Here is a 13,813-nt window from a genome sequence, read left to right as displayed (position 1 = left end):
TTCATACACCTCTGTAGGACTGTCTTATCTTCGGATTCACTAAGCCATAAGCTATATCAACAGCCAAATTAACGAAAATATAGACGATCGCCGTGAACAACACTTCACCTTGAACGAGCATGTAATCGCGTCTGAAGATACCATCAACCATCAACTTTCCAAGCCCAGGCAGTGCAAAGACCGTCTCGGTGAGAACTGCGCCAGCGAGGAGATTACCAAGTTGCAAACCTATGACTGTAATCACTGGTATTAACGCATTTTTGAGTGCGTGTCGGTACAAGACCAAAGTTCTTCTCAATCCTTTAGCATAAGCAGTTCTTATGTAATCTTGATTTAGTACTTCAAGCATGCTCGATCTTGTGAAACGAGCAATGGTACCAGTTGAAAGGATACCAAGAGCAAGCGAAGGAAGGATGAAATGACTCAATACATCCCAAAGTCCCTTTGAAGGATCCCCCAACCCTACCGCAGGCAACCACCCAAGCTGCAGAGAAAAAATAATGATGAGAACCATTCCAAACCAGAATATAGGGATCGATATACCGATGAGTGCAAGAATTGTGACAATGAGATCGATGAAGGAGTTGTGTCTCACCGCAGCGACAATTCCCATTGGTATTCCAACAAGAACAGCTATAAAGAGTGCACAGATGCTCAATGTGATCGTAGTTGGAAGTCTCTCAAGAATGAGCGACAAGACATCTTGCTTGTATATCAATGATTTTCCAAGGTCGCCTGTGACGACTCTTTTCAGATACAGGATGAACTGTACCAACACAGGTCTGTCCAAGCCAAGTTCTTGCCTGAAGCGCGCGATGTCCTCTGCTCTTGCCTGTGGACCAAGCAGAACCATTGCAGGGTCTCCAGGAATCATCTTCATTATGATGAAAACAGTCAAAACCACAAAGAACAAGGTTGGTATAACTTGAATTAACCTTCTTGCGATGTACTTTGCCATTGCATCACTCCGAAAACCAAGAGCGCTTGCGCGCCCTTGGTTTATTCATTTTTCTACCCACACGTTGGTGCCAGGAGCATACAGGCGAATCATCATGTCTGGCGATGGCTTGTAACCTTGCACTTTGTTGTTAACTCCGTTCACAACCAATTTGTGCCACATTGGAAAGTAATACAGATCCTTCATGATCAATTCTTCTGCCTTTCTGTAATACTCAGTTCTTTCCTTCTGATCTACCGAAGACTCTCCAAGCCCAATGTATTTGTCAACCTCTGGGTTGTTGTAGCCACCGCCGTTACCATACGTTCCTTTTCTGGAGGAGTGAAACATATAAAAGATGAAAAACTCTGGATCAGGATACCAAGTCCAGCCTATTGTGTAGGCATCTGCATCTCCCTTAGAGGTCGTTCCTGTGAAGGCTCCCCACTCGAGCGACTGAACTTCGATGTCGAAACCAACTTTTTTGAGCATCGATTGGATTATTACCGCGGCTTTTCTTCTGTTGGGATCCTCTGGTGTGTAGATCGTGAGTTTGACAGGCTTATTTTCATAACCAGCCTCTTTGAGCAACTGCTTGGCTTTCTCTGGGTCATAGTTCGTATAGAAGGACTTCACGTTTGGGTTGTAAGCCCAGGAACCAGTTGGGATTGGTCCATAGGCTGCTTCAGCACTGCCGTTTGGAAAGATCACCTTCACAAGCTGTTCTACATCGATACCTCTGAAGAATGCCTCTCTTATTCTCTTATCTGTAGTTGGCCCCTTCATAGAGTTCATATAAACAGCGTAAACATTGCACCCACCAACCATCTTCGCCTGAACATTGACACTGGCTTTGACCTTGGGTATATCTTGGTCAAGAACGTCGCTCGTGATATCTACCTCACCACTCAGCAATGCCACCGTCAGTACAGACTTATCTGGAATGAATTTGTAGACGATCTGCTTCAGGTATGGTTTTTCTCCCCAATAATCTTCATTTCTTTCGAAAACCATGTGGCTGTCTTTGACCCATTCCACCATCTTGAACGGTCCCGTTCCCACTGGGTGTAGAGTGAACTGATCCTTCCAGCCCTCACACTCTTCTTTTGGAACGATGGCTCCACCAATATCGGTGAGGACTGTCAAGAAAGGAGCGTATGGGTACTTAAGAACAATCTTCACCGTGTACCTGTCGATAACTTCAACACGATCGATCATGTAAAGTCTCACCATAGGACTAATGGCAATTTCTCTGTCGAAACTGTACTTCACGTCTTCGGCGGTCATCTCTCTCCCATCTTGAAATTTACCCTTCTGAAAGCGCACACCCTTTCTCAGCTTGAAGGTCCATTCCGTGAGGTCTGAACTGACTTCCCAAGACTCTGCCAGAACCGGATGAATCTCTTTGACTTCGGCGTCGTAAGCGACCAAGGTCTCAAAGACATTTCTCATAACCTGTGCAGACGCCAAATCTTGGTACATCGCTGGATCCATAGTCGTTGGATTTTGGTCAGAACCAACACGGATCACTGAATCATAGTTTGGAGCCCCAAAGAGTGCCGCGGCGATCAAAAGAACTACAAGTGATACTGCCAGCCTCTTCACACCAACACCCCCTCTTAGAGTAATATCCTCAAATAATTCCCCAAAATCCTCCTCGCACTCAAAACAATACCAGTTGTGTACCTTTTGAAAACTCTTTCGTGTTCAAGTGTGAAACCTATACAATCTAAGTATACAAGCTGTTCGCCTTTCAGATCTTTTAAATTTTGTTCAGATATCACTGCTGAATAGGGTGAAAACGCAATGCACTGAATTCTGCGAGCAACTTTCTCCCATCTCTTCAACGCTTCTTCGCACTGAGCTTTGTCGGGAATTACAACTGTCATACTGTTTATCTTCGGCATCGCTGTGAGAAAGTTTCTTATCACTTTGTAAGGCAGTATCAATCTGTCGTCTTCAAATTTTGCGGTGCAAAGTAGTACGGCAAGATCTTCAAAGTGCATCTGAGAGAGTTTTTTAGCTACCCATTCGTGAGATATGTAAGCTGTGGTGCCATCTTTCCTCTTACTCACGAGAAACTCTTCATTGCTTTTCGGTCTGTATTCTTCGCTGTCAACACCTTCAATCAAACCTATTTCGTTGTAGGCAAGATCCTTTTTACCAATTATTTCGATCAGTTCTGGTATGACATCATCTCTCGGGCTTTCCCCGATTGTAACAAACAACATCGTTGCACCCCCATTGTTGTGATTAATTATAGTAAACGTCATATAGTATGTCAAGACGATCCTTCTTGACACAATTTGAGAATTTGGACAGATTTAGAGGTGAAATAATTCAGTGGAGTTCAGATTCTAAAGTAGGTACAGCTCAAGCAGAACTAAAGACCAAAAGATAGTACATAAGAACCATTCGAACCTACTTTTTGGGTAGTGAGGTTTGTCAATAGATCGACGCTTGTGAATGAAAGAAAAAGTTTTGTAGTACGAACAAGGAAATAAATATAACCAAAATCTTGCTACATCATATCTTTCTCAATAAATATGCGTGTAGAAAACTGTGATGTGCTCGAACTTGTTATGCTTTCTTAGTTTGAGTTCATTTCTTTTGATATTACTTATGGAAAAGCTTAAGCAACAGTATCTTCACAAAAAGCGTCTCTAAGCTCATTGTACACAGCATTTATCTTGTCTAAATCCTTCATAAAGGCTCTCACCACTGCTGGATCAAAGTGTTTCCCAGACTGCTCTTCCAATATCTTTACCGATTCTTCAAATGAAAACGCGTTTTTATATGGCCTTCTTGTCGTTAAAGCATCAAAAACATCTGCCAGCGCTACAATCCTTGCCTCTATACTTATCTCTTCCCCTTTTTTTCCAAGAGGATAACCGCTTCCATCCCATTTTTCATGATGTTCTCTAACTATGTTTATAGCTGTTTTCAGTGCTTGCTCACCCACAACTTCCCGGCTCTTCTCGGCAAAGCTTTCAAGAATTCTAACACCTATCTCCACATGTTGCTTCATTCTTTCCCATTCTGCCTCATCAAGCTTTCCGGGTTTGAACAATATCTCATCTGGTATTCCTATCTTTCCAATATCATGAAGCGGTGCAAACTGATATATCTCCCTTACCAACCTCGGTTCTAACTTCAGGGCTTCGGCTAAAATCTTCGAATACAGCGACACTCTTTTAATATGGTTACCCGTTTCGTTGTCTCTGTACTCCGCAAGGTTGACTAACGAACCACCGAAATTTGCTATTATGTGTTGGAGTGCCAGCGTGTGGTACAGTTTTGGTGAGAGTATTAGTGAGACTATGTGAAACAGTATTCCATCCTTATCGTTGAAATGATTAGGTTCTGCCGCTGATAAAAAGAAAAAGCCTATAACCTCGTCGTTAACAATCGCGGGAACTGTCAAGTTTGACAAAAAACCTTCTTTAACTATTAGTGCTGAGCTTTTCGAGTTAACCAATCTCAAATCATCAATTATGCGATATTTTGTACCTTCTTTTATCATCTTTTCAAGAGATGTTTCAGCTAATTTCTGACTGAAGCCCTTATCCAAGAAAACTTCTTGTCCAGCATCAGTGAAATACGCAATCTCGGCTATCACATCTTCGCCTGATATTAGTGCCAGGGAAAACCTTCCGCATCGGAAGAAACTGCAAACTTGTTCTCCAACAACCTTGATGTAATCTTCAACTGTATCAACATACGGTAGGGTTCTGAAATATCTTATTATGTCGTCTCTAAGGTTGGCTTCTTCAACTAACTCGTTCATAACAGCTTCTTCTTGATATACCTCCGGATGAATACGAGTTATTTTATCTATATACAATGATTCGTACATATCTCTCACAACACGAAAAATCTTTTCTTGGAACACTGTTAAACTATTAACTGCTTTTCTGAAAAATAAATAAATGCAAGTTTCAGCTACAAGAACGAGAATCAACATGAAGGTGAAATACCTAAAGTTGTTTTTTATCCTTTTTTCTTCGTAGTCATGCATATAGCGCGCAAAATTTCTTATTTTTTCCGCAATGATCTGTGAATCATTCGATTTGATTGCATCTACGAATTCGAAAGGTTCGTACCCATAGCGCCTCATTATTTCAACTAAACTCTCAGCCATCGAATGGTCAAGTACCGCTGCATTAATTTTTCTGAATGCGTTCTTTATGTCTCGATATTCCCTCAATGTAGCGTAGGTTACTCCAAATAAAAAAACCAACGAAGCCATAACAAAAAGGCTCATCAGCAAAAGAAAAATCTTGAACAACTTTATGTTCGAAAAGATCGACTTTTTACGATTTTGCTTCTCATTCATATCCCACACCTCAAAAATCTTCAAAGGACGCTGTCCACACTAAGAGAAAATCACACTCTTTGCTGATATTGATCGTCACTATTATAGCAGGAGACTATGATATGTGGAAGAATTTTTATGTCACCGGCAGTTCATAGATCATTGAAAGATAACTCACAACAAGTTAGATTCGATGAAGTCACGCAGAAACGTTTAAGACCGTTCATCCTTCATGAGTACTGAAAGCTAATCTTAACGACCTCAAAGATGCTGCATTGATGTTTGTGTTTATTCATGTTCTGCTCAGTTTAGCTTGTAAAAAACCACAGACGAAATGCACAAGCTCAACTGCTTTGAATTCCTTCTAAGTGTTTTCTTCATGCGTACTCACCTGTACCTGGTCTTGTTTTTCCTTCTTACAAGAATAGTCTTACTCTCTTTGCGGGTAAGTATATCTTGTTGTTTTCATTCACTAAGAAAATACTCTGAAGCGTACGCGAGATGATTTAGACTTCTAAAGCTGCAACATAAGATTGTTACAACAGCCTTGATGGAAAGCTCAGTACTGAGCAACATCAATAACTCACCGTTACTCCCCTGTTCTTGAGCGTTTCGATATTCTGCATGTCGTCAGAGCCTGGGGAAAGGTCCAAGGGATTGTTTTTCAGCTCAACTATCTTCCCTTTTCCCAATCCAGTGTTGTTGACCAACGGGCTGATATCACTTATTTGATTGTTATTGAGGAGCACCCATTTCAAATTGACGAGCTCGGTCAACGGACCGATATCGCTTATCTTGTTGTTAGAGAGATCTATCCACTCTAAGTTAACGAGATTGGCTAACGGGCTGATGTCACCTATTTGGTTATCGGAGAGATCTATCGAGTGCAAGTCAATCAAGTTGGCTAATGGGCTGATATCAATTATCTGGTTACCATTGAGGGCGATCCATTTCAATTTGGTCAGCTTAGCCAACTGACTAAGGTTGCTTATTTGGTTCTTAACAAGACGCAGTTCTTTCAGATTGATCGCCCATTCGAGTCCAGAGAGGCTTTGTATATTCTTATTGCGTGCAATGAAAGTTGTTAATTTTGCCATATCTGCTCTTGTAACAGACTGGTTTGAAGGTATTTGCAAAGCACTTCGCACCGCTTTTTCAAGACCGGGATCAGTAAAGACTACCGGTGCATTGGGATCAACGACAGTCACACTCACTGTAGCGCTTGTTCCTACATTTCCTGCATCGTCGTAAGCTTTCACTTGGATCGTATGAACAGAACCATGGGCAAGCTTATCTGTATTCCAGCTGTACTCGTATGGGTGTGACGTTGCTTCTGCTATTTTAATTGCATCGATGTAAAACTCTACCTTAGCTACATTGCCATTGATGAGCAGCTGTATTGTAACAGTGCCAAACACTGCCGAGTTGTTTGCCGGGAAAACGATCATCACATCTGGTTTTACGGTGTTTGAACCTGCTGGGTATACACTCTGAACTACTACAAGCAGAGTAAGGATTACAAAGATGATTGACCTTTTCATCTCCCCATACCCCCTTTGAGGTTATGATAACACAAGATTTTGGCAAGTGTTCTGGGGAAACTTCTTACCATTTGACGAGTCTGCTCGCTGGCGAAAAGAGACTTTAGATATGACTTTCAGCAGAATAGATGCTGCACAGCACATCCAGGTATCCTTTACTGAGATCAAAGTTGTATAATAAGATTCACTGTAAACTTTGTAAGGAATGGTGAGCGATGGACTGGCTTTATTTACTTCCTGGCATAGCATTGGGTATAGTACTCGGTGCCAACGATGGTGCGAGCATCTTTGGCCCGCAGGTAGCAGTTGGATCAATACGTCGTTCAACAGCAGTACTGCTGAGCAGTGTATTTGTCGTTCTTGGAGCTTTCCTCGGTGGCACAGGTGGTATGAAGACTCTTGGCAGTTTGACCACACTCAACAGCTTTGGTAATTCAGTTGCAGTGCTCGCAGCCAGTATCACAGTTGTTATGATGATATCTCTCAAACTGCCTGGTTCTGTATCTCAATCTGTAGTTGGTGCACTTCTTGGTGTCGCGTTGATCAGCGGTACGATTGTGAGATGGACTGTGTTGTTGAAAATAGCAAGTATCTGGGTTGCCACACCGCTGTTGGCAACCCTGATATCTTTCTTGTCCTACAGAATCTTTGCGGTCTTTTTCAGACGATTGAAAAACATAAGAGTACAAGACTTTGTCCTCAGATACATGTCTTTGATTGCATTGTGCTACAGTGCTTATTCGCTTGGGGCAAACAATGTTGCCAACGTGGCTGGACCTTTTTTGAGCAGAGGGTTGAGTTACACGCTCTCGGGTTTGGTTGGAGGATTTTGTATAAGCATTGGCATCCTGGGTTTTAGTAAAAGGATGACTTTTGTGATTGGAAAAAGTATAATATTATTGGATCATTTTTCGTCACTCGTTGCAGCGGTATCTACGGCAACAAATGTTTTTATATTCTCTTTGATTGGTGTACCAGTTTCTGCAACTCAGTCTGCCATAGGTACTGTGATTGGTGTGGGTATGAGCCGAGGCGAGCACCTCAGCAGTAGAAGAACGAGAGCTCGAATAGTCTTGGGACTGACCCTAACGCCGTGTTTTTCAGGTACTCTTGCTGTGTTACTTTACATTCTTTTGAGGAGAGGGTGACATGGGCTGGATAGTTGGAAAAAAGGAACAAGAGATCATCAAAAAGGTCTTAGAACATCTCGACGTAATGAGCACAGAATTATCTGAACTCAGGAAACTCATCGAGAAATACCTGAATCATGAATTCGATGAAATCGAAGCACTCGCCGAAAAGGTTAGATACTACGAACACCAAGCTGATATCGCTCGACGAGAGGCTGAAACAATGATGTACAGTGGCGCATTTTTACCGAACTTCAGAGGAGACTTGCTCGGTATCATCGAAGCAGCAGATAAGATCGGCAATAAAGGTGAATATGTGGCAGACATACTCGAGCTGGAACGCCCTGTCATACCAGATCTTTTAAACTCAAAATTTCTGAAGCTGTATGACATTTGTGTGGAGGCTTACGAGGCTTTGAAGATTTGCATACAAGATCTGTTCGAAGATCTTGAAAAGATCGAACAGCACGTTTTACTCGTTGAGCAAAAGGAACATGAAGCCGATGGAGTCGAGAGATGCCTCATAAAACAGATCTACAGACTGGATATCTCTAATGGACACAAACTTCAGCTCAAGGAACTTGTGAGAAGTATAGCAGACATTGCAGATCGCACAGAAGACTGCTCAGACAGGGTAGAGATAGTCTCATTGAAGAGGAGGGTTTGAATTGTCCCAAGTTGGGCAGAGGTTCGAAGAATTAGTCTCTGTAATGGAAAAACTCAGATCACCTGATGGTTGTGAATGGGATAGGCAGCAAACCCACCAGAGCTTGAAATCTTATTTGATAGAAGAAGCCTTTGAACTAATCGAAGCAATAGATCAATGTGATGATCAGAAGATGAAGGAAGAGCTCGGTGATGTCTTGCTTCAAGCTGTATTTCACAGCCAGATTGCCTCCGAGAGAGGAGCTTTTTGTATTCAGGACGTCATAGAAAATCTAAACCAAAAACTCATCAGAAGACATCCACATGTTTTCGGCGACAGCCCAGGATATTCATACCAACAGTGGGAGAAGATTAAATCCCAAGAGAAAGGAGAAGAGAAAGTATCAGTCATCGGTAAGATCAACCATGCATTACCTGCACTGAGTCTTGCTCGAAGAATTCAAGAAAATGCGGCAGCTGTTGGTTTTGACTGGCCAGATGTTTCAGGTGCCGTGGAGAAGATCGACGAAGAAGTTCGAGAGCTTAAAGAAGCCATGAAAGCGAATGAAAAGGATTACCTGGAAGAAGAGCTGGGTGATCTACTCTTTGCAGTGGTCAACGTCGCGCGATTTTTGAACTTAGATCCAGAGATTGCTTTGAGAAAAGCAACAGAGAAATTCGTCAAGCGATTTCAAGTTGTTGAAGAATTCGCTCGCTCAAGAGGACTGGACATGAAAAAACTTTCCCTTGAGCAGTTGGATGCACTTTGGGAAGAAGCGAAAGGAGGAGAATTGAAATGAAAAAGTTTTTGATTTTTCTCGTGACTATTTTGGCATTCGTTGCAGTTGCTCAAGAAACTCAGCCAGCTACTACTGTGGTTGCAGAGGTCAACGGCACGCTCATCACAATGGACGAACTGGACAGAGAAGTAAATCTGAACAGACTGCTTGTCCAGATACAATCGATCGATGAAAGATTCTACGAGGTACTCACAAGCACATCAGAGGGAATGAATCTTTTGCTTCGTTACAAAAGAGAAATCTTGAACGGATTGATAGACCAAGTTCTCATCATACAAATAGCTGAGAAAATGAACATAACTGTCTCCAAAGAAGCCATAGAAAAGATGGTATCTGATGAGTTGAACAAAACTCTGACCCAGTACAGCATGACTGAAAGCGACTTGGACTGGTACCTCAAACAAGCTGGACTTGGTGATCTTGAGTCTTTCAAAGACAGGCTCAGATGGATCTTCTCGGTTCAGCAAACTGTTTCATCGATTCAGCAACAGATAACCTCTGCTGCAACAATTACCGAAGAAGAGGCAAAACAGTTCTACGAAGAGAACAAGGAGTACTTCACAATAGAAGAGGGAGTAAAGCTGCTGCGCATAATAGTCGACAGTAAAGACAAAGCAAATCAAGTACTCGATCGCATAAGATCGGGCGAAGATTTCTCGCAGGTCGCAAGCGATGTCTCTATCGATCCTTTGACAAAGGGCAAAGCAGGAGATCTTGGTTGGGTCGAGCGAAACAGTGGTCTTATAGCAGCCGATGTTGAGGAAAAGCTCTTCGCAAGCCCCAAAGGAGCTATGCTTGGACCTCTTCAGACATCGGGAGGCTGGGAGATCTACCGAATACTGGACAAAAGACCAAAAGGGTATGAGGCATTCGAAGATGTCGCAAAGGATATCTATCAGTATCTTACTCAGCAGAAGGCACAGCAACTGTGGCAAGATTGGATCACTCAACAGTTTATTCCTTTCAAGAACTCCAGTGATATAAAGATATATCTTTTAACCGAAGAGGGTGAGTCAAGTAAATGAAGCTGAAGACTGTGACGTTGCAGTGGACTGGAGAGTCTTTGGTACTCGTAGATCAAAGAAAGTTACCTCACATTGTTGAGTATGTCGAGTGCAAAACCTATCAAGAGGTTGCCCGGGCGATCAAGGATATGATCGTCCGTGGCGCGCCCGCCATAGGCGCTGTGGCAGCCTTTGGTTTTGTTCTTGGCGCAAAAGAATTCTCGAAACTTGGCAAAGAAGAGTTTCTAAGTTCCATGAATCTCGTTCACAACACTCTTGCCTCAACCAGACCAACAGCGGTGAATCTGTTTTGGGCACTCGAAAGAATGAACAAGAAACTTGACAGTATTTCCAGTTCTGAAGAACTCTTGAAATCTTTGGAAGAAGAAGCGATGAGAATAGCAATGGAAGATATCGAGATCAACAAAGCCATAGGCATGCATGGTCAAGAATTGCTTAAAGATGGCGATACGGTGCTGACACACTGCAATGCCGGTGCACTCGCAACGGTTGATTACGGCACAGCTCTTGGTGTGATCAGAGCAGCCGTTGAGAAGGGCAAGAAGATAAGAGCATACGTCGATGAAACAAGACCATATCTTCAAGGTGCTCGTCTCACTGCTTGGGAACTCGTACAGCTTGGAGTAGAAAGTATTCTCATAACCGACAACATGGCTGGTTGGGTCATGAAACAGGGCAAGATAAACGCGGTAATAGTCGGTGCAGATAGAATAGCAGCCAATGGGGATGTGGCTAACAAAATAGGGACTTATTCAGTGGCGGTTCTCGCGCATAAAAACAAAGTTCCTTTTTACGTAGCTGCACCCACATCTACAATAGATATAAGGATCAAAGATGGTGGACAAATTCCTATCGAAGAGCGATCTCACACGGAAGTAACACACTTGAACGGTGTGAGGGTAGCTGCTGAAGGTGTTAAAGTCTACAATCCTGCCTTCGACGTCACAGAACACGAATTGGTCAACGCAATTATTACTGAGAAAGGCATCCTGAGACCGCCATACGATCAGAGTATCGCAAGATTGTTTTCATCGGAGGGCAAGATGTGAGAATAAATCCCTTGGAAGATGGGAACTTCAAGAGTTCTGAGGTGAAAAGAAAGAAAGCGGCAAGGTCAAAAGCTATTAGCGAAAGCTCAAAATCAGGCTTTTTTGAAGTCCTCGAAGATGCACAAGAAGAGAAACTTGAAGAGATTCTACAAGCTCTGATAAAACGTGTTGTCAGGGCGGGTAATGATTTAGTTCGTTCCCCCACACAGGAGAATTTCAAAAGTTATCGTGAGAGCGTGAAAGAGTTTCTCAAGATTGTGGAAAAAAGACTTTACAAGGTGGGGAAGCAGCTTTCATCGGAGATAGATCTACACGTTGTGGCAGATCAGATAGATCAAAGACTCGAGCAGATTGCAAAAGAATTGATAGAAGCAGAAAAGGGTGCAATCTTGTTAGCTGCAAGAGTGCAAGAGATATATGGACTTCTGATGGACCTATACAGGTGAAAAGTATGGAGGAGATAGCCAATAGAGTGCAAAGATTCATCATTCAGAATATCGGCTCATCGATCTGCCTGGTTTCAAGAGACGAATCTCTTCTACAATGGGTGTGCTCACAAGTAGCTCGAAGAATCACAAAAGAATATCTCATTTTGAGCGAGCCAGGCATTGATGAGATACGTTACTTTACAGATTTTCTATATACCGCCAGCGATGATGGTTACAAATTAGTCTTCATCCAGAAAGCCGACCGAATCCTGCAAGAAGCGGCAAACTCGATGCTCAAGATCTTGGAAGAACCACCTCCTCACTCTGCTATCGTACTCACCACAACAAGATTCAGCGAGCTTCTTCCAACGATCAGAAGCAGGGTAAAAACTATGAATATCTCTGTCAGCAGAGAAGTCTATGACTCGGTGTGGAAAAAGATATCCGCTTATTCAAATGCTGACCTGATCTTCGAACTGTGCAAAAATGACTTCGACATATTCATTCACCTAAATGAGAGGACTGAATCTTTGGAACCTATGAATTTTGAAGAAACAGAGTTCGTCCAACTCTTTTCTGAGAATGAACTTTCTGTCGTAAACAAGATCAGAGCTGTTTTGATGCTCGAAGACCTCTATAAGAGGCTCTTGAATCTTTCAGAAAAAGAATTCGTACAATTGTACATGAACTTAATGGAAAAATCTAATAAGATAGACCTAAACGGTATGATAGTTTTTATGTGCAAGGCATTTCAGATGATCCTGGAGTTGAAAGGTTGCAGGGATCTTTCAGTCTTCAAATGGCTTGATTCGATAGTGGCAAATAGGCTGATGAACTTCAACGGTTCTCTGACATTGCTGAATCTGTTGATACTCGTCAAGAGATCTGAGAAGAGGTGATTGAGTTGGAAATGACTGCAGTTGTTTATGCGATAGAAGTTTCGCCAAAGGGTAAACTCAGTTATTATGCAGAAAATGGAGAAGACATAAAGCCCAACGATCTTGTGTTGGTGATGACCGAGTTCGGTCCAGATGTAGGCAGAGTGATAAGAGGCCCAAAAGAGATGGGAATAGAAGAGATTGGAACTGAGTTAAGACCCATCATCAAGAAATTGACCTCAGAGGACCTCCAGATTCATCAACAAAACCTTAAGGATGCACAAGAAGCAATGCAGATATGTCGCGAAAAGATAAGAGAACACAATCTACCCATGAAGCTACTCCATGCAAGGTATATGTTCGACAGATCGAGGTTAGTCTTCTTTTTCAGTTCGGAAACAAGGGTGGATTTCAGAGAGCTCGTGAAAGACCTTGCCAGAATCTTCAAAACGCGTATAGAATTGAGACAAGTCGGAGTTCGTGATGAACTCAAATTCTTAGGTGGTCTCGGCTTGTGTGGACTACCAACATGTTGTAGCACCTTTCTTCGTGAATTCGAGAGCATCACCCTCAAGCACGCAAAATGCCAACAGCTTATGATCAACACTGCAAAGATCTCTGGCGCGTGCAGAAGACTCTTGTGTTGTTTGATGTACGAGTACGATTTCTACGATCAAGAGCTACGTGGTATTCCCGAGGAAGGTGAAACAGTCCTTTACAATCAGAAGAACTACAAAGTTCAATCAATCGATGTTTTCAAAAAGAACGTTTTGGTGGTCTCCGAAGAAGGCGAGATGGTCTATTTGCCATTTTCATACTTCAGAGGTGATGAAGGTGCTCCAACTGAGTAAGGTACTCATTGTTTTAGGGTTGATCATCACGATCGTTGGAGTGATCACCTACTTGGTGGGACGTTTCACACCGCTTGGACGTCTACCCGGAGACATAGTGATAAAAAGGGAAAGATTTGTTTTGTATTTTCCAATAGCCACCAGTTTGCTGATAAGTGGTATTCTCACACTGATCTTTTTGATCATCTCAAAACTGGGAAAGTGAAGGTAAAGG

14 protein-coding genes are annotated in these 13,813 nt (G+C 42.5%); 9 read left to right on the top strand and 5 right to left on the bottom strand.

Annotation, left to right across the window (positions count from 1 at the left end):
* Position 1: 1 nt before the first annotated feature.
* The 5 genes from ACSFC1_RS10275 to ACSFC1_RS10255 form a co-directional block, all read right to left on the bottom strand.
* Positions 2-958, bottom strand: a complete 957-nt coding sequence (locus tag ACSFC1_RS10275; RefSeq protein WP_435566091.1) for an ABC transporter permease — start codon at positions 956-958, stop codon at positions 2-4.
* A gap of 45 nt (positions 959-1,003) precedes the next feature.
* Positions 1,004-2,542, bottom strand: coding sequence for an ABC transporter substrate-binding protein (locus tag ACSFC1_RS10270; RefSeq protein WP_435566090.1), 1,539 nt, complete (start codon positions 2,540-2,542; stop codon positions 1,004-1,006).
* A 14-nt stretch (positions 2,543-2,556) separates the two neighbouring features.
* On the bottom strand, positions 2,557-3,168 hold the full coding sequence (locus ACSFC1_RS10265; RefSeq protein WP_435566089.1) for an AroM family protein: 612 nt from the start codon (positions 3,166-3,168) through the stop codon (positions 2,557-2,559).
* 401 nt (positions 3,169-3,569) lie between these two features.
* Positions 3,570-5,186, bottom strand: a complete 1,617-nt coding sequence (locus ACSFC1_RS10260; RefSeq protein WP_435566088.1) for an HD-GYP domain-containing protein — start codon at positions 5,184-5,186, stop codon at positions 3,570-3,572.
* Between the two features lie 641 nt (positions 5,187-5,827).
* Positions 5,828-6,793, bottom strand: coding sequence for a leucine-rich repeat domain-containing protein (locus ACSFC1_RS10255; protein ID WP_435566087.1), 966 nt, complete (start codon positions 6,791-6,793; stop codon positions 5,828-5,830).
* Between the two features lie 215 nt (positions 6,794-7,008).
* On the opposite strand from ACSFC1_RS10255, the gene ACSFC1_RS10250 reads away from it, so the two are divergent.
* The 9 genes from ACSFC1_RS10250 to ACSFC1_RS10210 are packed head-to-tail and all read left to right on the top strand — an operon-like array spanning position 7,009 to position 13,804.
* The gene (locus ACSFC1_RS10250) at positions 7,009-7,941 is read left to right on the top strand and encodes an inorganic phosphate transporter (RefSeq protein WP_435566086.1); all 933 of its coding nucleotides are present in this window, start codon (positions 7,009-7,011) and stop codon (positions 7,939-7,941) included.
* 1 nt (position 7,942) lies between these two features.
* Positions 7,943-8,590 carry a DUF47 domain-containing protein gene (locus ACSFC1_RS10245; protein ID WP_435566085.1) on the top strand — a complete coding sequence of 216 codons (648 nt, stop codon included), beginning with the start codon at positions 7,943-7,945 and terminating at the stop codon, positions 8,588-8,590.
* A gap of 1 nt (position 8,591) precedes the next feature.
* Entirely contained in the window at positions 8,592-9,368 is a 777-nt protein-coding gene (mazG, locus tag ACSFC1_RS10240; protein WP_435566084.1) for a nucleoside triphosphate pyrophosphohydrolase, read from the top strand.
* Positions 9,365-10,393 carry a peptidyl-prolyl cis-trans isomerase gene (locus tag ACSFC1_RS10235; protein ID WP_435566083.1) on the top strand — a complete coding sequence of 343 codons (1,029 nt, stop codon included), beginning with the start codon at positions 9,365-9,367 and terminating at the stop codon, positions 10,391-10,393. The genes mazG and ACSFC1_RS10235 overlap by 4 nt, the downstream gene beginning before the upstream one ends.
* The gene (gene mtnA / locus ACSFC1_RS10230; protein ID WP_435566082.1) at positions 10,390-11,442 is read left to right on the top strand and encodes an S-methyl-5-thioribose-1-phosphate isomerase; all 1,053 of its coding nucleotides are present in this window, start codon (positions 10,390-10,392) and stop codon (positions 11,440-11,442) included. The genes ACSFC1_RS10235 and mtnA overlap by 4 nt, the downstream gene beginning before the upstream one ends.
* Positions 11,439-11,888 (top strand): YaaR family protein, encoded by a 450-nt coding sequence (locus ACSFC1_RS10225; protein ID WP_435566081.1) that lies wholly within the window; start codon positions 11,439-11,441, stop codon positions 11,886-11,888. Before mtnA ends, ACSFC1_RS10225 begins: the two co-directional genes overlap by 4 nt.
* A 26-nt stretch (positions 11,889-11,914) precedes the next feature.
* Entirely contained in the window at positions 11,915-12,769 is an 855-nt protein-coding gene (locus tag ACSFC1_RS10220) for a hypothetical protein (protein ID WP_435566080.1), read from the top strand.
* 11 nt (positions 12,770-12,780) lie between these two features.
* On the top strand, positions 12,781-13,599 hold the full coding sequence (locus ACSFC1_RS10215; protein ID WP_435566137.1) for a PSP1 domain-containing protein: 819 nt from the start codon (positions 12,781-12,783) through the stop codon (positions 13,597-13,599).
* The gene (locus ACSFC1_RS10210) at positions 13,583-13,804 is read left to right on the top strand and encodes a DUF2905 domain-containing protein (protein WP_435566079.1); all 222 of its coding nucleotides are present in this window, start codon (positions 13,583-13,585) and stop codon (positions 13,802-13,804) included. Before ACSFC1_RS10215 ends, ACSFC1_RS10210 begins: the two co-directional genes overlap by 17 nt.
* Positions 13,805-13,813: the final 9 nt, after the last annotated feature.

The sequence above is a fragment of the Pseudothermotoga sp. U03pept genome (assembly GCF_051235805.1).
Taxonomy (GTDB): Bacteria; Thermotogota; Thermotogae; order Thermotogales; family DSM-5069; genus Pseudothermotoga_B.
The sequence above is the reverse complement of the archived record's forward strand: the minus strand, read 5'-3'. Positions and strand labels throughout refer to the sequence as shown.

What these genes read in the sequence shown, in the direction of transcription:
- ACSFC1_RS10275 (WP_435566091.1), bottom strand. Translation starts at nt 958, where the DNA reads ATGGCAAAGTACATCGCAAGAAGGTTAATTCAAGTTATACCAACCTTG.
- ACSFC1_RS10265 (WP_435566089.1), bottom strand. Translation starts at nt 3,168, where the DNA reads ATGTTGTTTGTTACAATCGGGGAAAGCCCGAGAGATGATGTCATACCA.
- ACSFC1_RS10260 (WP_435566088.1), bottom strand. Translation starts at nt 5,186, where the DNA reads ATGGCTTCGTTGGTTTTTTTATTTGGAGTAACCTACGCTACATTGAGG.
- ACSFC1_RS10255 (WP_435566087.1), bottom strand. Translation starts at nt 6,793, where the DNA reads ATGAAAAGGTCAATCATCTTTGTAATCCTTACTCTGCTTGTAGTAGTT.
- ACSFC1_RS10250 (WP_435566086.1), top strand. Translation starts at nt 7,009, where the DNA reads ATGGACTGGCTTTATTTACTTCCTGGCATAGCATTGGGTATAGTACTC.
- ACSFC1_RS10245 (WP_435566085.1), top strand. Translation starts at nt 7,943, where the DNA reads ATGGGCTGGATAGTTGGAAAAAAGGAACAAGAGATCATCAAAAAGGTC.
- ACSFC1_RS10235 (WP_435566083.1), top strand. Translation starts at nt 9,365, where the DNA reads ATGAAAAAGTTTTTGATTTTTCTCGTGACTATTTTGGCATTCGTTGCA.
- mtnA (WP_435566082.1), top strand. Translation starts at nt 10,390, where the DNA reads ATGAAGCTGAAGACTGTGACGTTGCAGTGGACTGGAGAGTCTTTGGTA.
- ACSFC1_RS10215 (WP_435566137.1), top strand. Translation starts at nt 12,781, where the DNA reads ATGACTGCAGTTGTTTATGCGATAGAAGTTTCGCCAAAGGGTAAACTC.